The following is an 18,198-nucleotide window of genomic DNA, read 5'->3' on the forward strand; positions in this document are numbered from 1 at the left end:
GCGTGCGCGCCGCGTTCGGTCCGCCCGGCTCGCACGCGGGCGGCGGCGCGATCGGCATCCCGATGCATCGCCGGCATGCGCGCTCGATGCGCGGTCGGCGCGCGCCGCGCAACCGTCCGCGCACGAGCGTTCGGCACCGGTTCCCGATTCGGGCCTAAAATGGAGGGCCCGGCGGCCGCGCAAGCCGCGCCGCCACGCATCGCCCCGCGCCTCGCCGCGCGGTCGTCCTCACCGAACCGGCGCGCCGCGCCTCGCTTTCGACTCGTCATGACTACCGCACTCGACCAGCTCAAGCAATACACGACCGTCGTCGCCGACACGGGCGACTTCCAGCAACTCGCGCAATACCAGCCCCGGGACGCGACGACGAATCCGTCGCTGATCCTGAAGGCCGTCCAGAAGGACGCCTATCGGCCGATTCTCGAAAAAACGGTCCGCGACCATGCGGGCGAATCCGTCGGCTTCATCATCGATCGCCTGCTGATCGCGTTCGGCACCGAGATCCTGAAGCTGATCCCGGGCCGCGTGTCGACCGAAGTCGACGCGCGCCTGTCGTTCGACACGCAGCGCTCGATCGACAAGGGCCGCGAGCTCATCAAGCTCTACGAAGCGGCGGGCATCGGCCGCGAACGCGTGCTGATCAAGCTCGCGTCGACGTGGGAAGGCATTCGTGCGGCGCAAGTGCTGCAGCGCGAAGGCATCCGCTGCAACATGACGCTGCTGTTCTCGCTCGTGCAGGCGGCCGCGTGCGCGGAGGCGGGCGCGCAACTGATCTCGCCGTTCGTCGGCCGGATCTACGACTGGTACAAGAAGCACAAAGGCGCCGAGTGGGACGAGGCGAAGGACGGCGGCGCGAACGATCCGGGCGTCGTGTCGGTGCGCCGCATCTACACGTACTACAAGCACTTCGGCTACACGACCGAAGTGATGGGCGCGAGCTTCCGCACGACGAGCCAGATCACCGAGCTCGCCGGCTGCGATCTGCTGACGATCAGCCCCGATCTGCTGCAGAAGCTGCAGGACAGCGCCGAAACGGTCGCGCGCAAGCTGTCGCCGGACGCGGCGAAGGACGCGCAGCTCGAGCGCGTCGCGATCGACGAATCGTCGTTCCGCTTCCAGCTGAACGACGACGCGATGGCGACCGAGAAGCTCGCCGAAGGCATCCGCCTGTTCTCGGCGGATGCGGTGAAGCTGGAGCGGATGATCGACGCGCTGCGCTGACGCGCGCGGGCCCCGAATCGCGGTGCGGCGCGCGGCGCGGCGTCGACGTCCGCCGCCGCGCGGCTCGGGGCCGGCATCCGTTTCTTTGCTTGCCATTGCATGAATCGACGAAGCGCTGCGTCGCGATGCGATGCGGCGCTCTTGCATCGCGCCGGTGGCGCACGCCCGGCCGTCCGCCACCGGCACGGTTCTTTTGAGGTCCTGTTCGATCGCGGCCCTTCTCCCGAGCGCTTTCCCCTCTCGCGCGTTGCGGCCCTTTTCATTCTTCCCGTCGCTGTCATCCAGACGCACTACAATCGTTCGCACGGGTGCGACTGCGCCCCTCCCAGCCCAAGTTCAAGGAGACGACGATGCAAGTACAACCGTATCTGTTTTTCGGCGGCCGCTGCGACGAGGCGCTGAAGTTCTACGGCGACGCGCTCGGCGCGAAAGTGAATTTCATCGCGCGCTTCAAGGACGCGCCGCCGAATCCCGAGCGGCCGACGCCGCCCGAGATGGCCGACAAGGTGATGCACGCGAATTTCCAGATCGGCGACTCGGTGCTGATGTGCTCGGACGGCGATTGCAAGTCGGGCACGCAGCAGGTGCACGACGGCTATTCGCTGTCGCTCAATCCTCCGAGCGTCGACGAAGGCAAGAAGATCTTCGACGCGCTGCTCGGCGGCGGCGGCGCGGTGACGATGCCGTTCGAGAAGACGTTCTGGGCGCTCGGCTTCGGCATGCTGCGCGACAAGTTCGGCGTGCACTGGATGATCAACGTCGAAGATCCGAACATGAAGAAGTGAAGGCGGCGAACGCTTCGGAAGCCGAAGCTTCCCGCAACCGATCGACGGACGACGCCCGCGGCGCGATGCGCGCCGCGGGCGTCTTTGCTTGCGTTTCCCGCCGGAGCGGGCGCGCGCTTCAGCTCTCGACGACGTCGAGATAATCCTCCGGCCGCGTGCGGTCTTCCGCATGCGCCATCCCGAGCACGCGCACGAGCGCGCTGACGACGATCGACACGACGAGATTCACGGCCAGCGCCCAGACGGCCGCGTAGCCCGGAATCGCATAGCCGAACAAATGAATCGTGAAGATCGAGCCGGCGAGCTTCAGCGAGATCGCCATCCACGTGCCGCAGACGAGCCCCGCCGCCCAGCCGAGCAGGAGCCCGCGATAGTCGAGCATGCGCGTGTAGAGGCCGAGCACGATCGCGGGCAGCGTCTGGATGATCCAGATCCCGCCGAGCAGCTGCAGCTGGATCGCGTACGTGAGCGGCAGCCCGAGGATGAACGCGACCGCGCCGACCTTCACGATCAGCGACACGAGCTTCGCGACGTTCGTCTCCTGGTCGTGCGTCATGTTGCGGTTGACGAACTCGCGATGGATGTTGCGCGTGTACAGGTTCGCGGCCGCGATCGACATGATCGCCGCCGGCACGAGCGCGCCGATGCCGATCGCGGCGAACGCGACGCCGACGAACCACGACGGGAAGAAGTGCAGGAACAAGGCGGGCACCGCGAAGTTCGGGCCGAACGCCTTGAAGTACGGCGCGTATTGCGGCATGTCCTTCACGCCCGACGCGAGCGCCATGTAGCCGAGCAGCGCGAGCAGGCCGAGCACGAACGAATACGCGGGCAGCATCGCCATGTTGCGGCGGATCGTGTTGCCCGACGACGACGACAGGATCGCCGTCACCGAATGCGGATACAGAAAGAGCGCGAGCGCCGAGCCGATCGCGAGCGTCGTGTATGCGCTGAAGCCGTTCATGCTCGACGCGTCGGGCACCTTCAGCAGCAGCTTCGCGGGGGGCACCGCGCCGAAGATGTGCCCGAAGCCGCCGAGCTTCGCCGGAATCACGATCACGGCCGCGGCGATCGTGATGTAGATCAGGATGTCCTTGACGATCGCGATCATCGCGGGCGCGCGCAGGCCCGACGTGTACGTGTACGCGGCGAGAATCGCGAACGCGATGATGAGCGGCAGGTCGCCGACGAAGCCCTTCGTGTCGAAGCCGAGCCCGCCGATCACCACTTCGATGCCGACGAGCTGCAACGCGATGTACGGCATCGTCGCGACGATGCCCGTCACGGCGACGGCGAGCGCGAGCGAGCGGCTGCCGTAGCGGGCGCTGACGAAATCGGCGGCCGTCACGTAGCCGTGGCGCTTCGCGATGCTCCAGAGCTTCGGAAACACGACGAACGCGAACGGATAGATGAGGATCGTGTACGGCAGCGCGAAGAAGCCCATCGCGCCCGCGCCGAACACGAGCGCCGGCACGGCGACGAACGTGTACGCGGTGTAGAGATCGCCGCCCAGCAGGAACCACGTGACGATCGTGCCGAAGCGCCGGCCGCCGAGGCCCCATTCGTCGAGATGCGCGAGATTGCCGCGCCGCCAGTTCGCGGCGAGAAAGCCCATGATCGTCACGCCGACGAAGAACAGCACGAAGACGAAGGTCGCGGTCAGGTTCATTTGCCGTCTCCCCGCGGAACGCCCTTCCAGCAGTTCTTCGTCTTGAAGTAGACGAACGCGGTGATCACGGCGCTAATGAACACCCACATCAGTTGGTACCAGTAGAAAAACGGGAAACCGAGCCATTGCGGTTCGATCTTGTTGTACGACGGCACCCAGACCATCGCGACGAGCGGCAGGACCAGCAGCCAGAGCCAGCGTTTCGCGGCCCGGTTGGCGTCGGCATCGTGAGCCATGACGTCTCCTCTTCACATCCCGGTTATTGATATGTTCTGAACGGGTACGGCGGTGCGAGAGGAACGACACGACGGGTAAGCTGCGCCTCCCCTGGCGTCAGTCAGTATAAAAGTCGGAAATACCCTGTCATACGAGGGCGAACCCGGAGCCGGCCCCGCCGCCGCCCGCCCTTGCGGCGGCGGCGCGGGCGGCCTGCGCGGCCTGCGCGGCCTCTGCGGCATACGCGGCATACGCGGCATACGCGGCCTGCGCGGCATACGCGGCCTTCGGCCTGCGCGGCCGCTTCGGCGTCAGATCGTGAACACGTCGGCGCGCTCGCCGAGCGACGCTTTCAATCCTTTCACCCATGAGCGCGCGGGCAGGCGCAGCTCGGCCTCGATCAGCTTCGCGCGCTCGGTCAGCTGCGCGAACGGCACCGACAGCGCCGGGCCCGAGAACGCGAGCGCGATCCGATTGCCGTCGTGCACTTCGGGCAGCGCGATCACGCGCTGGTCGAACGCGGCGTTCAGGTGCTTCATGTTGCGCACGAAGCTCGGATGATCGCCGAACAGGTTGATCGTCGCGACGCCCGCGCCGGCCAGGCAGCCGCGCACCGCGCGATAGAACGCGACGCTGTCGAGCACCGGGCCGCGCGCGGTCGCGTCGTACAGGTCGATCTGCAGCGCGCCGATCGTGCCGCGATTCTTCGGATCATTGACGAAATCCCACGCGTCCGCTTCGTGGACGGTCAGACGCGCGTCGTCGGGCGGCAGCTCGAACATCGATCGCGCGGCGACGATCACGGCCGGATTCAGCTCGACCGCCTCGACGTGCGCGCGCGGCAGGAAGCGATGCGCGAACTTCGTCAGCGCGCCGGTGCCGAGGCCGAGCTGGACGATGCGCTTCGGCGTCTCGAGAAAGAGCAGCCACGCCATCATCTGCTGCGCGTACTCGAGCTCGATGTGATGCGGCTTCGACAGGCGCATCGCGCCCTGCACCCACTCGGTGCCGAAATGCAGATAGCGCACGCCGCGCTCTTCGGAGAACGTGACGGGCGCGAAGCGCGGCTTGCGAGGCGCGTCGAGCACGGCAACGCCGTCGACTTCGTCGTCGAACGCGGCGCGGCTACGCTTCGCGCGGGACGGCTTGAGCTTGTCGGAGCCGTTGAACGGAGACGGCTTGCCGCGCTGGAACGCGCGCGCCTCGGCGGACGCGCGCTTGATCAATCGGGTCATGGATGAATCTCGTACTGATGTGGGTCTTCGGGCGAACGAGAGGATAGCACTCGCGGCATTGAGCACACGTGAAACGGTTGCTCGCCGCATCGGTTCGCCCCGCATTCCGCGGCACTCGACGCGAAGGATGACGAAGCAAAACGAAACGAACGGGAAACGCGCGACGGCCGGCGTCGGCGATCGCGTCGCGCGCAGCGCGTCAGGCGACGATGCCCTTCCAAATGATCAGCTTCTGGTCGAACGACAGCGTTGCATTGGCCGGGCTCGACGATGGCAACACGAGCGTATCGAACCCCGCCGCGCGAATGATCGCTTCGAACCGCCCCGCCGTCTTGCCGTTGAAGCACACCTTCTTCAGCGACGGCGCGACTTCCCGCAGCGAATCGAAATCATTGGGCTTCGCATGGCGGATCGCCGAATCGAGGCTGCCTTCGCGGTGGCACGCAGCGAGCACGTCCCAGATGCCGAAGCCGTGCGCGAGCACGCGCGCGAGACGCGCGTCGTACGGCAATTCATGCAACGCAGGCTCGCCGAGCGCCGCCCCGAGCAGCCGCCAGAACTGATTGCGCGGATGCGCGTAATACTGCGCGGCCACGAGCGACGCCTCGCCGGGAAAGCTGCCGAGAATCAGCGTGTGCGTGCCGGGCGCCACGACGGGAGGAAAGCCGCGCAACATCACGCGGCCTCGCCGCCGCGCGCGCGGCGCGCGCCGCGCGCATCGAGATGCCGCCACAACGCGGGCAGCATGCATTCGGTCACCATCAGCGGCTCGCCGTGCCGCTCGAACACCGAGCGGCGCGCGGCGAATGCGTGCGGCGCGATTTGCGCGCGCTCGAGCGCGCGCGACGCGAGCGCGAACAGCGAATGGCCGGCGATCACGCGCCGGCTCACGAGCGCCGAGCGCGTCACTTCGGGATCGCTGTACAGCAGCTCCGCGAGCGGCCGCGTGCGCAGCCGCCGCATCGCCTGCCACACGCCCTTGCTCGCGGCGAGCGGCGCGATGCTGTGCGCGGCGACGAACGGCGTGCCGTCGACCGCGAGCACGACTTCGCGCACCCACACCGGCGTGCGCGGCGCGCATGCGAGCGCCGCGTGCTCATCGGCCCACGGCGTCGCGACGGTCTCGCGCGTCACGCGCACCGTCACGCGGCCGAGCCGCGCGAGGTGCGCGGTCAGCGAGCCGCCGCGCGTGAGCCAGTCCTTCTGCGCGCTCGACGCGCCGGGGCGCGGCGTCTCGCGCCAATGCGCGTCGGCCGCGTCGAAACGCATCCGCGCCATCACGCCGCGCGCGACAGCAACAGCGCGTTGGTCCGCTTCACGAAGCTTGCCGGGTCCTCGAGCGCGCCCCCTTCGGCGAGCAGCGCCTGCTCGAACAGCAGATGGCACCAGTCGCCGAAGTCCGCGCCGTCGGCCTTCAGCGCCTTGACGAGCGGATGCTCCGGATTGATCTCGAGGATCGGCTGGAACGACGGCGCGTTCTGGCCCGCCGCCTTCAGCATCCGCTGCAGGTAGCCGCTCATGTCGTTGTCGTCGGCGACAAGGCACGACGGCGAATCGGTGAGCCGGAACGTCACGCGCACGTCCTTCACCTTGTCGCCGAGCGTTTCCTTCATCTTGTCGACGACGGGCTTCATCGCCTCGCCCGTCTGCTCCTGCGCCTTCTTCTCGTCGTCGTTCAGCGCGCCGAGATCGAGGTCGCCGCGCGCGACGCTCGCGAGCCCCTTGCCGTCGAACTCGTGCAGGAACGACAGCATCCATTCGTCGACGCGATCGGTGAGCAGCAGCACTTCGACGCCCTTCTTGCGGAACACTTCGAGATGCGGGCTGTTCTTCGCGGCCTGCCACGTGTCGGCCGTCACGTAGTAGATCTTCGTCTGCTCGGGCTTCATCCGCGCGACGTAATCGGCGAGCGGCACGTTCTGCTCGTCGGTGTCGCCGTGCGTCGACGCGAAGCGCAGCAGCTTCGCGACGCGCTCGCGATTCGCGTGATCCTCGCCGACGCCTTCCTTCAGCACCTGGCCGAACGCGCTCCAGAACGTCTTGTACTTCTCGCGGCCGGCGTCGTCTTCGGCGTTCGCGAGCTCTTCGAGCATCGACAGGGCGCGCTTGGTCACGCCTTCGCGGATCGCCTTCACGTCGCGGCTTTCCTGCAGGATCTCGCGCGACACGTTGAGCGGCAGATCCGACGAGTCGACGACGCCCTTCACGAAGCGCAGGTACTGCGGCAGCAGTTGCTCCGCGTCGTCCATGATGAACACGCGCTTCACGTACAGCTTGAGGCCGCCGCGATAGTCGCGGTTCCACAGGTCGAACGGCGCGTGCGACGGCACGAAGAGCAGTTGCGTGTACTCGCTGCGGCCCTCGACGCGGTTGTGCGTCCACGCGAGCGGATCTTGGTGGTCGTGCGCGACGTGCTGGTAGAACTGCTTGTACTGCTCCTCGGTGACGTCGCTCTTCGCACGCGTCCACAGCGCGCTCGCCTGGTTGACGGTCTCGTCCTCGTCCTTCTCGACCATCTCGCCCTTTTCCTGATCCCACTCTTCCTTCTTCATCAGGATCGGCAGCGCGACGTGGTCCGAATACTTCTGGACGATCGATTTCAGGCGGTACGACGAGAGCAGTTCGTCCTCGCCGTCGCGCAGGTGCAGCGTGATGGTCGTGCCGCGCGCGGCGCGCTCGATCGCATCGACCGAGAAGTCGCCTTCGCCCGCGCTTTCCCAACGCACGCCCTCGGACGCGGCCAGGCCCGCGCGGCGCGTCTCGACGGTGATCCGGTCCGCGACGATGAAGCCCGAGTAGAAGCCGACGCCGAACTGGCCGATGAGCGCCGCGTCCTTCTGCTGGTCGCCGGAGAGCTTCGAGAAGAATTCCTTCGTGCCCGAGCGCGCGATCGTGCCGAGGTTCGCGATGGCCTCGTCGCGGCTCATGCCGATCCCGTTGTCGTCGATCGTGATCGTGCGCGCGGCCTTGTCGAATGACAGGCGGATGCGCAGGTTCGGATCGCTCTCGTAGAGCGCGTTGTTTTCCAGAGCCTCGAAACGGAGCTTGTCAGCGGCGTCGGACGCGTTCGACACGAGTTCGCGCAGGAAGATTTCCTTGTTGCTGTAAAGCGAATGAATCATCAGGTGGAGGAGCTGCTTGACCTCTGCCTGAAAGCTCATGGTTTGCTGAGTCATCTTGATTTACCCATTGATTGCGTCAATTACGACAGACGTTTTCGATTCACGACCCCAAAGGAGCCGGCGCGCGGCGTCATCACACTTTCGCGACGCTCGACCGCGCCCCAAGTTGGGGCGCTCGACGGAATTTCAAGAGGCGCGGCGGTTCACGCCGTCGAGATAGCGGCCGAGGAACGCGGGCAACGCCGGATCGCCGCAGTTCGCGACGTTAAAGCGCGTCCACGTCGACGGCGACTGCTGCGGCGAGAACAGGCTCCCAGGCGTGAGCAGGAAGCCCTCCTCGTGCGCGGCCGCGGCGAGCGCGTCCGAATCGACGCTCGTGTCGGCCCACAGGAACATCCCCGCCGCCGGCATCGCAAAGAGCCGCATCCCGCTGCGCTCGAGCATCCGCGCGGTCTTGTCGCGCACGCCGTCGAGCCGCGCGCGCAGCCGCTCGACGTGGCGCCGGTAGTGCCCTTCCGTCAGCACCTTGTACAGCACGCGCTCGTTGAGCTCGGGCGTCGTCATTCCGACGAGCATCTTCTGGTCGGTCAGCGCCTTCGCGAGCTCCGGCGCGCATGCAATGTAGCCGACCCGCAGGTTCGCCGCGAGCGTCTTCGAATAGCTGCCGAGGAAGATCACGCGCTTTAGCTGATCGAGGCTCGCCATGCGCGTCGCCGGATAGCTCGGCGGGCACAGATCGCCGTAGACGTCGTCCTCGACGACGAGAAAATCGTACGCCTCCGCGAGCTTCAGTATCCGGAACGCCTGCGCGGCCGACAGCGACGTGCCCGTCGGGTTGTGCAGCACCGAGTTGATCACGAGCATCTTCGGGCGCCACATCTGCACGAGATTCTCGAGCGCGTCGAGATCGGGGCCGTCCGGCGCGTACGGCATCCCGACGAGCTGCGCGCCCTGCGACGCGAAGCGGCCGAACATCTGGAACCAGGCCGGATCGCCGACGATCACCGCGTCCCCCGGCCGCACGCAGTGGCGCGCGATGAGGTCGATCGCCTGCGTGATGCCGGACACGAGCACGAGCTGCTCGGGCGTCGCGCCGATCTCGATTTCGGCCAGGCGCGTCTGCAGCTGCTGGCGCAGCGGCAGGAAGCCCTGAGCGCTGCCGAAGCCGAGCATCTGCGCGCCGGACTGCCGGCCGAGCGCGCGCAACGCGCTCGTGATCAGCTCGCCGTCGAGCCAGCGGCTCGGCAGGTAGCCGAGCCCCGGCCCCTTTTCCGGGCTGACCGTATGCAGCATGTTGCGCAGCAGCCAGACGACGTCGATCGTGTTGTGCACGGGCTGCGCCCGCCCGCCGCCCGCCGCAACGGGCGGCGGCCCCGGCGCGCGCTCGCGCACGTAGAAGCCGGAGCCGCGCCGCGAATCGAGATAGCCCTGCGCGACGAGCCGCTCGTAGGCTTCGACGACCGTGAAGCGTGACACGCTCTTGTCGATCGCGAGCTTGCGGATCGACGGCATCCGCATGCCGGGCCGGAACACGCGCTCGTCGATCCGGCGGCGCGCCCACTGCACGAGCTGGTCGACGAGCGTGAGCGTCGCGGTATCGTGCGGCGCGGGAATCTGCGCGAGCGGGACGGTGGACATCGCGGGCCTCCAACTGTACCGAAGAGTATCGCGGCGATTGTACCGTTACTGTGCCGGCCCCTGCGATTACAGTTTTTTCGACGGCGATGCGACGCGGTGACGCACGCGCGCCCGAAAAACCGGTTCCGACTTCCGGCCGGGCACGGCGCACCTGATCGGCGTCGAGACGGGCGATGCGCCCGCGCTCGCGGCCGAATTCGACACGCCGGCGGGCACGCTGCGCTCACGCGTGCGCCCGCCCCGCTTCCCGCTCACGACAACCGCCCATGACAACCACTCGCGACCACGGAGCCCCCTCATGAATTCGCGCGAAACACGCGGCATGCTGCTCGGCCTGATCGGCGTGATGATCTTCAGCCTGACGCTGCCGATGACGCGCATCGTCGTCACCGAGCTCCATCCGCTCCTGAACGGCCTCGGCCGCGCGCTCGCCGCCGCGGTGCCGGCCGGGCTGCTGCTGTGGCTGCGCCGCGAGCGCGTGCCGAGCCGCGCGCAGTTCAAGAGCCTCGCCGTCGTGTCGGCGGGCGTGATCGTCGCGTACCCGGTGTTTTCCGCATGGGCGATGAAGACCGTGCCCGCCTCGCACGGCGCGGTCGTCAACGGTCTGCAGCCGCTTCTCGTCGCGTTGTATGCGGCGTGGCTGTCGCGCGAGCGGCCGTCGAAAGCGTTCTGGGCGAGCGCCGTCGTGGGCAGCGCGCTCGTCGTCGCGTACGCGCTGCGCGACGGCGGCGGCGCGCTGCAGCGGGGCGACCTGCTGATGCTCGTCGCGGTCGGCCTCGGCGCGCTCGGCTACGCGGAAGGCGCGCGCCTCGCGCGCGAGATCGGCGGATGGCAGGTGATCTGCTGGGCGCTCGTCGTGTCCGCGCCGTTGCTCGTGCCGCCCGTCGGCTGGCTCGCGTGGGCGCACCACGCGGCGCACCCGGGCCCGGTGTCGCCGCGCGTGTGGCTCGCGTTCGGCTATGTGACGCTGTTCTCGCAGTTCGTCGGCTTCTTCGCTTGGTACGCGGGCCTCGCGATGGGCGGCACCGCGCGCGTGGGCCAGGTGCAGCTCCTGCAGATCTTCTTCACGATCGCGTTCTCGGCGCTCTGCTTCGGCGAAACCGTTTCCTCGTCGACCTGGCTGTTCGCCGCCGCCGTGATCGCGACCGTCGTGCTCGGCCGCCGCGCCGCCGTGAGCACCGCGCCGCAGCCCGCTCGCGCGGCCTGATTTGACGAGCGATAATCGCCCCTTTCATTCACGACCCACGATACCGACCGAGGAGACCATGAATCCGAGCGATCTCAAGCCGCCCCACTGGGCCCTGTCCGAACGCGCACGCAAGCTCACGAGCTCGGCGATCCGCGAGATCCTGAAAGTGACCGAGCGCCCCGAGGTGATCTCGTTCGCGGGCGGCCTGCCGTCGCCCGCGACCTTCCCCGCCGAGCGCATGCGCGAAGCCGCCGACCGCGTGCTGCGCGACTCGCCCGCCGCCGCGCTGCAATACAGCGCGACGGAAGGCTTCCTGCCGCTGCGCGAGTGGATCGCCGAGCGCTATCGCGTGCGCGCGACGCAGGTGCTTGTCACGACGGGCTCGCAGCAGGCGCTCGATCTGCTCGGCAAGGCGCTGATCGATCCGGCGAGCCGCGTGCTCGTCGAGACGCCGACCTACCTCGGCGCGCTGCAGTCGTTCTCGCTCTTCGAGCCGACCTACGTGCAGGTGCCGACCGACGACGCGGGCCTCGTGCCCGACGGGCTCACGCCCGAGCTCACGAAGGACGCGCGCCTGTTATACGCGCAACCGAATTTCCAGAATCCGACCGGCCGCCGCTTGCCCGTCGAGCGCCGCCGCGCGCTCGCCGCGTTCGCGCAGACGAGCCCGTTCCCGGTGCTCGAGGACGATCCGTACGGCGCGCTCAACTATGCGGGCGAACCGCTGCCGACGATGCTGTCGATGGCGCCCGATCACGTCGTCCACCTCGGCACGTTCTCGAAGGTGCTCGCACCCGGCCTTCGGATCGGCTATATCATTGCGCCCGAGGAGCTGCACTTCAAGCTCGTGCAGGCGAAGCAGGCAACGGACCTGCACACGCCGTCGCTCACGCAACGCATCGCGTACGAGGTGATCCGCGACGGCTTCCTCGACGAGCACATCCCGACGATCCGCAAGCTCTACGCCGCGCAATGCGAAGCGATGCTCGCGTCGCTCGCCCGGCACATGCCGCAAGGCGTGAGCTGGAACCGCCCGGAGGGCGGCATGTTCATCTGGGTGACGCTGCCCGCGCAGATCGACAGCATGCAGCTCCTCGAGGCGGCGGTGGCGAACAACGTCGCGTTCGTGCCGGGCGCGCCGTTCTTCGCGAGCGACGCGCAGAAGAACACGCTGCGGCTGTCGTTCGTCACGGTGCCGCCGGAGCAGATCGAGGAAGGCATCGCGCGGCTCGGCAAGCTGCTGCGCGAGCGCCTGTGACGCTTCTCGTTCGTTCACACATTCACGATTTCACGATTGACTCACGAGGATAGGAATCAGATGGCAAACGTCTACGACAAACTGAAGGATCTCGGCATCGAGCTGCCGGTCGCGGGTGCGCCCGCCGCCGCCTACGTGATGAGCGCGCAATCCGGCGACACCGTCTATCTGTCCGGCCACATCGCGAAGAAGGACGGCAAGGTGTGGGCCGGCAAGCTCGGCCACGACGTGACGACGGAGCAAGGCAAGCAAGCCGCTCGCGCGGTCGCGATCGACCTGCTCGCGACGCTGCACGCGCACACCGGCGACTTGAACAAGGTCAAGCGCATCGTCAAGGTGATGAGCCTCGTCAACTCGACGCTCGAGTTCACCGAGCAGCACATCGTGACGAACGGCGCGTCGGAGCTGATCGCCGAAGTGTTCGGCGACGCGGGCAAGCATGCGCGCTCGGCGTTCGGCGTCGCGCAGATCCCGCTCGGCGCGTGCGTCGAGATCGAGCTGATCGCCGAAGTCGCGTAACGCGATGGCCGCCGCTGCCGGCACCGTGACGGTGCGCTTCAAGCAGGTCGACGTGTTCACGTCGGTGCCGTTCAAGGGCAATCCGCTCGCCGTCGTATTCGACGCGCACGCGCTCTGCGACGCCGACATGCTCGAGATCACGCGCTGGACGAACCTGTCCGAGACCGCGTTCCTCGTCGCGCCGACCGATCCCGCCGCCGACTACCGCGTGCGGATCTTCACGCCGGGCGGCGAGTTGCCGTTCGCGGGCCACCCGACGCTCGGCGCCGCGCACGCGTTTCTCGACGCGGGCGGGCAGCCGAAGACGCCCGGGCGGCTCGTCCAGCAATGCGGCGCGGGGCTCGTCGAGCTCGCGCGGCGCGACGGCGGCTGGGCGTTCGCCGCGCCGCCCGCGCGCGTGACGCCGCTGCCCGAGCGCGACTGGCCGGCGCTCACGGCCGCGCTGCGCACGGGCGCGATCGATTTCGGCGCGCCGCCGCAGGCGGTCGACAACGGCGCGCCGTGGCTCGTCGTGCGGCTCGCGTCGGCGGCCGACTGCCTCGCGCTCGCCCCCGACCGCGAGGCGCTCGCGCCGATCGCCGCCGCGCTCGGCGCGGGCGGCCTCGCCGCATACGGCCCGCATCCGGCCGACGGCCCGGCGACGTTCGAAGTCCGCTGCCTGATGACGGGCGACGCGTTCGCCGCAGGCGAAGACCCCGTGACGGGCAGCGCGAACGCTGCGATCGCGGGCCTCCTCGCGCAGGCCGGGCGCCGCCCGGGGCGCAGCTACACCGCGCGCCAGGGCACCGCGCTCGGCCGCGACGGCCGCATCGCGGTCGATTACGACGACGACGCGGGCAAGATCTGGATCGGCGGCGCCGCGGTCACGCTCGTCGACGGCCGCATCCGGCTGCGGTAGGCCGCGCGTTCACCCGGCCGCGCCCGCCGCGCGGCCGGGTGAACGCGGGCCGCGCGCGGGACCGATCCCCTCCTCACCCGGTTAGCGATATCCTGGCCGCGCTAAATTAAAGACTGACCATTCAGTAATATCGGGCCTCGTCTATTGTCTTCTTTATCGGCCCGTTTACTCGGTTATCCTGTCGGATCGCCCATGCGCGCAAGGACACGTTTCGTCCGATGAGTTCGTCCCGGTCACACGCCGCCCGCGCCGCGCGGCCGGTGCGCGCGACACGCAAGTCGCGCCGCCGCCGCGCGTTGTTCGCGATCCCGCTCCTCGGCACGCTCGCGCTCGCGCTGCTGTGGGTAGCCATCATCGCGCGTCTGTCCGTCGAGAAGGAAAGCGCGTACCGCGAGGCCGCGGCGTCGGCCGCGATCCTGTCGACCGCGCTCGAGCAGCACACGGTCAAGGCGATCCATCAGGTCGACCAGATCACCCGCTTCGTCAAGTACGAGTTCGAGAAGTCGCCCGCGCACTTCAATCTCGCGAGCACCGTCGAGAAAGGCGTCGTGCCGAGCGACACGCTGATCCAGGTGTCGCTCCTCGACGCGCGCGGCCGGCTGACCGCGAACACGGCCGACCCGCATCCGAAGCCGATCGACCTGTCCGACCGCGAGCACTTCAAGGTGCACGCGCACCGCAACGACGACGATCTGTACATCAGCAAGCCGGTGCTCGGCCGCGTGTCCCGGCACTGGACGCTGCAGATGACGCGGCGCCTGAACCATCCGGACGGCTCGTTCGCCGGGGTCGTCGTCGTGTCCGAGGACCCGACCTACTTCACGAACGACTTCTACAACAACGCGACGCTCGGCAAGGACGGCGTGATCGCCGTGATCTCCGACACGGGCGCCGTGCTCGCGCGCAGCACGGGCTCCGCGCAGAAGGTGCCCGGCACGTTCTCCGCGTCGGGCGTGTATCCGGTGTCCGAGCGCGCGTCGGGCACCTACGTCGATCCGATCGACAGCATCGTGCGCATCGTGTCGTACCGCCATCTCGACGGCTACCCGCTCGGCGTGATGGTCGGCCTGTCGCAGGCGGACGAGCTCGCCGACTACCACCACACGCGCAACGTCTATCTGCTGATGACGAGCTTCATCACGCTCGCGATGCTCGCGTTCTTCGGCGTCGCGACGGGCCTGATCGGCAAGCTGCTCGGGCGCGAGCGCGAGATGACCCAGCTCGCCGAATTCGATCTGCTCACCGGCCTCGCGAACCGCTACGCGACGCTGCGCAGCCTGCGCAACGACGTCGCGCTGCCGTCGAACCTGTCGCGGCTCGCGATTCTCTTCATCGATCTCGACAACTTCAAGACCGTCAACGACACGCTCGGCCACAACGCCGGCGACATCGTGCTGCAGATGACGGCCGCGCGCCTGTCCGACGCGGTCGTGAACGAAGGCGCGCTCGCGCGCATCGGCGGCGACGAGTTCGTCGTCGTCGTGAAGGGCGACGACGTCGAGCGGCGCGCCGAGCGCCTCGCGGAGGCGATCGTGCGGATGTTCGCCGAGCCGTTCGACGTGCGCGGCAGCTCGTTCGTGCTGCACGCGAGCATCGGCATCGCGCTGCATTCGGTGGAGAACGAAAGCGAGATCGACCTGCTGAAAAAGGCGGACCTCGCGATGTACAGCGCGAAGGACGCGGGCAAGAACTGCTATCAGTTCTACGCGCCGCATCTGTCGCATCGCGCGGATCACCTGATGCGCTGGGAACAGCAGTTGCGCGTCGCGCTGGCGGACGGGCAGTTGTTCCTCGCGTACCAGCCGAAGATCGACCTCACGTACCGCTGCATCACCGGCTTCGAGGCGCTCGTGCGCTGGGACCATCCGGAACACGGCGTGATCTCCGCGAACGAATTCATTTCGATCGCCGAATCGACCGGACTCATCGTGCCGATCGGCGATTTCGTGATCCGCACCGCGTGCGAGCAGCTTGCGCGCTGGCGCAACGAAGGCCACGACAAGCTCACGCTCGCCGTCAACATCTCGCCCGTGCAGTTCTGGCGCGGCGACCTGATCGAGACGATCTCGCGCGCGCTCGTCGAGACCGGGATCGAGGCGCGCCGCCTCGAGCTCGAGATCACCGAGACCGCGATGATGGAATACCCTGAGCTCGTGTCGGAGAAGATCGTCGCGCTGAAGAAGCTCGGCATCCGCGTCGCGCTCGACGATTTCGGCACCGGCTATTCGTCGCTGTCGTACCTGCACCGCTTCTCGGTCGACACGCTGAAGGTCGACCGCTCGTTCATCCAGGCGATCCCGGCCGACCGCAGCGTCTGCGTGATGGTGTCGTCGATCGTGCACCTCGCACGCTCGCTCGGCCTCACGGTCGTCGTCGAGGGAACGGAAACCGAGGAGCAGATCGCCTGGCTCACCGCGCTCGGCCGGATCGAGGCGCAAGGCTTCCTGTTCTCCCGGCCGGTGCCCGCCGACGGCATTCCGGCCCTTCTCGCACGCTTCGGCGTATGCGGCGGCGACAGCGCTTCCCCGCTGCGCCGGGATATCGCGAGCACCGCTAAACAATCGACGGGCGGCGACTAAACACCGCACCCTCGTTTGCGCCGCGCGCCCGGTGCGTACTCGTTTTCGCTCATACAACTACCGGTTTTCCGAGTGCACAATGGAACGTGCGACGCACATGTGGCCGCGGGTGCGTCCACGACCGCACTTGGACATCAGCATGACAATCGCAAGCGTGGAGGCCGCGTGTTGCGGCGAGCGAGAATCGCTATGGGCATTGTTCAAGACCGTGACAGGCGTTTCCGCCGTGTCGTGGGGCGGTCTTGCGATGATAGCTCAGCTCGAGCAGCATTACGTCAACCATGAGCGGCGTATCGATCCGCTTTCGTTCGCCGATCTCGTCGCGCTCGCATGGATGATGCCCGGCCCCGTCGGCTGCAACGTCGCGGTTCAGGTCGGGCACGCGCTGCGCGGCCACGCCGGCGCGTGGATCGCCGGCATCGCGAGCGTGCTGCCGTTCTTCGCGGCGATGACGGTCTTCGCGATCTTCTACCAGACGCCGTTCGTGCGCACGCTCGCGTCGCCCGTGCTGCTGCATCACTTCGGCATGGTGCTCGCCGCGCTGATCGGGCTCACCTGGTTCAGGCAGATCCGCGCGCTGGTGCACGCGCCGCTCGAGCGCGTGATCGCCGCGCTCGCGACGGTGCTCCTCGCGCTCGCGCACAGCCCGGCCACGTTCGTCGCGATCCTGACCGCCGCGTTCGCCGTCGGCTGGCTCGCGGGCGGGCACCGCAGCAGCGAGACGCTGCGGCTCGCGCTGCCCGCGCGCGAATGGCGGCTCCTCGTATCGCTGGCGGTCCTGATCGCGCTGTTCGCGCTGCCGCTGCCGATCGAATACGAATCGTCGCTATTCTGGCCGCGCCTCGCGGGCGCCGGCATGACGCTCTTCGGCGGCGGCTTCTCCGCGCTGCCCGTGCTGAAATCGCTGTTCGTCTCGCGCGCGACGGGCATCACCGAGCAGGACTTCATGCTCGCGTTCACGCTGTCGCCGGTGTCGCCCGGGCCGCTCCTGAACGTCGTGCCGTTTCTCGGCTATCTCGAGGACGGCTGGCGCGGCGCGCTGCTGTCGACGGTCGCGCTGTTCGTGCCGTCCGGCTGCCTCGTCATCTTCGCGCGGCGGCACGTCGAGCGCCTGAAGCTGCATCCGCGCTTCGCGAGCGGCATGCGCGTGCTGCGCGCGGCCACCACCGCGTTCCTCGCGATCGCGGCCGTGCGGCTCGTCGCGAAGACGCCCGTCGAGCCGGTGTATTGGGCGACGGGCGTGATCGCCTGGCTGTGCCTCGCGCGATTCAAGGTGCCCGTCTATGCGCTATACGGCGCGGTCGCGGCCGCGTGCGGCGGCTGGCTGATTCTCGCGGCGCATGGGTGAATGCGGCCCGGGGTTGTCCGCGATCTATTGTTTCTCGTGGTTTCGCGTTGTTGATTTGAGTTGCTGATTCGAGTCGTCGATTCGCTTCACGGTCGCGTTTCGCGTCGCGCCGTACTTGTCTCCCCCTTCGTTCGCTGCGTTGTGCTTCGCTGCCGCCCGCCTCCCGCTTCGCGGCCTTTGGCGATGCGTCGCGCGCCACGTGTCCGCGCCGACGGGGCAACTGCCGTCGGCGAAATAGCGGCCCGCCCGCGCGAACACGCCGCGCGGCACAGCGCGTTCGGTTCGCGCTCGAACACCTCCGACATCGCTGCGTCGCCCCAGTCCTCCCGCATCGTGTTCCACCCGCGATGCGCAGCGTCGAGAAAGCGCAGCTAGTTCATGTCGTGCACGGCCGCGATCGGCGCAACACCGAAGTCGGCCGGCTCGCGCACGGAAAGGCTCATCGCGAGCGCCGCCGCGACAAGCCGCGCCGCGCGCTCGGGCACCTACGACGAAGCGCGCCGCGACGCGCTTGCACAAAA

Annotated in this window: 15 protein-coding genes and 1 pseudogene; 8 read left to right on the forward strand and 8 right to left on the reverse strand. The window is 68.1% G+C overall.

What is annotated here, in order from left to right; translation table 11 throughout:
• Nucleotides 1–267: 267 nt before the first annotated feature.
• The gene (gene tal, locus WT60_RS14600; protein WP_059574696.1) at nt 268–1,221 is read left to right on the forward strand and encodes a transaldolase; all 954 of its coding nucleotides are present in this window, start codon (nt 268–270) and stop codon (nt 1,219–1,221) included.
• A gap of 350 nt (nt 1,222–1,571) precedes the next feature.
• Nucleotides 1,572–2,006 carry a glyoxalase/bleomycin resistance/extradiol dioxygenase family protein gene (locus WT60_RS14605; RefSeq protein ID WP_038748697.1) on the forward strand — a complete coding sequence of 145 codons (435 nt, stop codon included), beginning with the start codon at nt 1,572–1,574 and terminating at the stop codon, nt 2,004–2,006.
• A 118-nt stretch (nt 2,007–2,124) separates the two neighbouring features.
• Here the strand turns inward: WT60_RS14605 and WT60_RS14610 are convergent, their stop codons facing one another.
• The 7 genes from WT60_RS14610 to WT60_RS14640 all read right to left on the reverse strand — a co-directional run bounded on the left by WT60_RS14610 (nt 2,125) and on the right by WT60_RS14640 (nt 9,886).
• Nucleotides 2,125–3,675: a sodium:solute symporter gene (locus tag WT60_RS14610; RefSeq protein WP_038748699.1), complete on the reverse strand. Its 1,551-nt coding sequence runs from the start codon at nt 3,673–3,675 to the stop codon at nt 2,125–2,127.
• On the reverse strand, nt 3,672–3,911 hold the full coding sequence (locus WT60_RS14615; RefSeq protein ID WP_038748701.1) for a DUF3311 domain-containing protein: 240 nt from the start codon (nt 3,909–3,911) through the stop codon (nt 3,672–3,674). The genes WT60_RS14610 and WT60_RS14615 overlap by 4 nt, the downstream gene beginning before the upstream one ends.
• A 291-nt stretch (nt 3,912–4,202) precedes the next feature.
• Entirely contained in the window at nt 4,203–5,126 is a 924-nt protein-coding gene (locus WT60_RS14620; RefSeq protein WP_059574700.1) for a hypothetical protein, read from the reverse strand.
• 199 nt (nt 5,127–5,325) lie between these two features.
• Nucleotides 5,326–5,802 carry a DNA-deoxyinosine glycosylase gene (locus WT60_RS14625; RefSeq protein ID WP_038748743.1) on the reverse strand — a complete coding sequence of 159 codons (477 nt, stop codon included), beginning with the start codon at nt 5,800–5,802 and terminating at the stop codon, nt 5,326–5,328.
• Nucleotides 5,802–6,404, reverse strand: coding sequence for a chorismate lyase (locus WT60_RS14630; protein ID WP_186448540.1), 603 nt, complete (start codon nt 6,402–6,404; stop codon nt 5,802–5,804). Before WT60_RS14630 ends, WT60_RS14625 begins: the two co-directional genes overlap by 1 nt.
• Entirely contained in the window at nt 6,404–8,302 is a 1,899-nt protein-coding gene (gene htpG, locus WT60_RS14635; protein ID WP_038748705.1) for a molecular chaperone HtpG, read from the reverse strand. The genes WT60_RS14630 and htpG overlap by 1 nt, the downstream gene beginning before the upstream one ends.
• A 132-nt stretch (nt 8,303–8,434) precedes the next feature.
• The gene (locus tag WT60_RS14640) at nt 8,435–9,886 is read right to left on the reverse strand and encodes a PLP-dependent aminotransferase family protein (RefSeq protein WP_060355459.1); all 1,452 of its coding nucleotides are present in this window, start codon (nt 9,884–9,886) and stop codon (nt 8,435–8,437) included.
• A gap of 298 nt (nt 9,887–10,184) precedes the next feature.
• Between WT60_RS14640 and WT60_RS14645 the strand changes: the two genes are divergently transcribed.
• The 6 genes from WT60_RS14645 to WT60_RS14670 all read left to right on the forward strand — a co-directional run bounded on the left by WT60_RS14645 (nt 10,185) and on the right by WT60_RS14670 (nt 17,677).
• A complete protein-coding gene (locus WT60_RS14645; RefSeq protein WP_059670793.1) occupies nt 10,185–11,093 on the forward strand; it encodes a DMT family transporter in 909 nt (302 codons plus the stop codon).
• A gap of 58 nt (nt 11,094–11,151) precedes the next feature.
• Entirely contained in the window at nt 11,152–12,333 is a 1,182-nt protein-coding gene (locus WT60_RS14650; RefSeq protein ID WP_038748712.1) for a PLP-dependent aminotransferase family protein, read from the forward strand.
• Nucleotides 12,334–12,393: 60 nt separating this feature from the next.
• Nucleotides 12,394–12,852, forward strand: coding sequence for a RidA family protein (locus WT60_RS14655; protein WP_038748714.1), 459 nt, complete (start codon nt 12,394–12,396; stop codon nt 12,850–12,852).
• A 4-nt stretch (nt 12,853–12,856) separates the two neighbouring features.
• Complete coding sequence (locus tag WT60_RS14660; RefSeq protein WP_060355461.1) at nt 12,857–13,750, forward strand: PhzF family phenazine biosynthesis protein; 894 nt, start codon at nt 12,857–12,859, stop codon at nt 13,748–13,750.
• A gap of 218 nt (nt 13,751–13,968) precedes the next feature.
• Nucleotides 13,969–16,329 carry an EAL domain-containing protein gene (locus WT60_RS14665; protein WP_059574704.1) on the forward strand — a complete coding sequence of 787 codons (2,361 nt, stop codon included), beginning with the start codon at nt 13,969–13,971 and terminating at the stop codon, nt 16,327–16,329.
• Between the two features lie 139 nt (nt 16,330–16,468).
• Nucleotides 16,469–17,677 carry a chromate transporter gene (locus WT60_RS14670; RefSeq protein WP_059574706.1) on the forward strand — a complete coding sequence of 403 codons (1,209 nt, stop codon included), beginning with the start codon at nt 16,469–16,471 and terminating at the stop codon, nt 17,675–17,677.
• Nucleotides 17,678–17,860: 183 nt separating this feature from the next.
• Here WT60_RS14670 and WT60_RS35190 read toward each other — a convergent pair.
• Nucleotides 17,861–18,162 (reverse strand): annotated as a pseudogene (locus WT60_RS35190) (histone deacetylase family protein); the annotation flags it as partial.
• Nucleotides 18,163–18,198: the final 36 nt, after the last annotated feature.

This window comes from Burkholderia sp. MSMB617WGS (genome assembly GCF_001532025.2).
In the GTDB taxonomy this organism is placed as follows: Bacteria; Pseudomonadota; Gammaproteobacteria; order Burkholderiales; family Burkholderiaceae; genus Burkholderia; species Burkholderia savannae.

Coding starts and splice junctions, on each gene's coding strand:
- tal (WP_059574696.1), top strand. CDS start 268: ATGACTACCGCACTCGACCAGCTCAAGCAATACACGACCGTCGTCGCC.
- WT60_RS14605 (WP_038748697.1), top strand. CDS start 1,572: ATGCAAGTACAACCGTATCTGTTTTTCGGCGGCCGCTGCGACGAGGCG.
- WT60_RS14610 (WP_038748699.1), bottom strand. CDS start 3,675: ATGAACCTGACCGCGACCTTCGTCTTCGTGCTGTTCTTCGTCGGCGTG.
- WT60_RS14615 (WP_038748701.1), bottom strand. CDS start 3,911: ATGGCTCACGATGCCGACGCCAACCGGGCCGCGAAACGCTGGCTCTGG.
- WT60_RS14620 (WP_059574700.1), bottom strand. CDS start 5,126: ATGACCCGATTGATCAAGCGCGCGTCCGCCGAGGCGCGCGCGTTCCAG.
- WT60_RS14625 (WP_038748743.1), bottom strand. CDS start 5,802: ATGTTGCGCGGCTTTCCTCCCGTCGTGGCGCCCGGCACGCACACGCTG.
- WT60_RS14630 (WP_186448540.1), bottom strand. CDS start 6,404: ATGGCGCGGATGCGTTTCGACGCGGCCGACGCGCATTGGCGCGAGACG.
- htpG (WP_038748705.1), bottom strand. CDS start 8,302: ATGACTCAGCAAACCATGAGCTTTCAGGCAGAGGTCAAGCAGCTCCTC.
- WT60_RS14640 (WP_060355459.1), bottom strand. CDS start 9,886: ATGTCCACCGTCCCGCTCGCGCAGATTCCCGCGCCGCACGATACCGCG.
- WT60_RS14645 (WP_059670793.1), top strand. CDS start 10,185: ATGAATTCGCGCGAAACACGCGGCATGCTGCTCGGCCTGATCGGCGTG.
- WT60_RS14650 (WP_038748712.1), top strand. CDS start 11,152: ATGAATCCGAGCGATCTCAAGCCGCCCCACTGGGCCCTGTCCGAACGC.
- WT60_RS14655 (WP_038748714.1), top strand. CDS start 12,394: ATGGCAAACGTCTACGACAAACTGAAGGATCTCGGCATCGAGCTGCCG.
- WT60_RS14660 (WP_060355461.1), top strand. CDS start 12,857: ATGGCCGCCGCTGCCGGCACCGTGACGGTGCGCTTCAAGCAGGTCGAC.
- WT60_RS14665 (WP_059574704.1), top strand. CDS start 13,969: ATGAGTTCGTCCCGGTCACACGCCGCCCGCGCCGCGCGGCCGGTGCGC.
- WT60_RS14670 (WP_059574706.1), top strand. CDS start 16,469: ATGACAATCGCAAGCGTGGAGGCCGCGTGTTGCGGCGAGCGAGAATCG.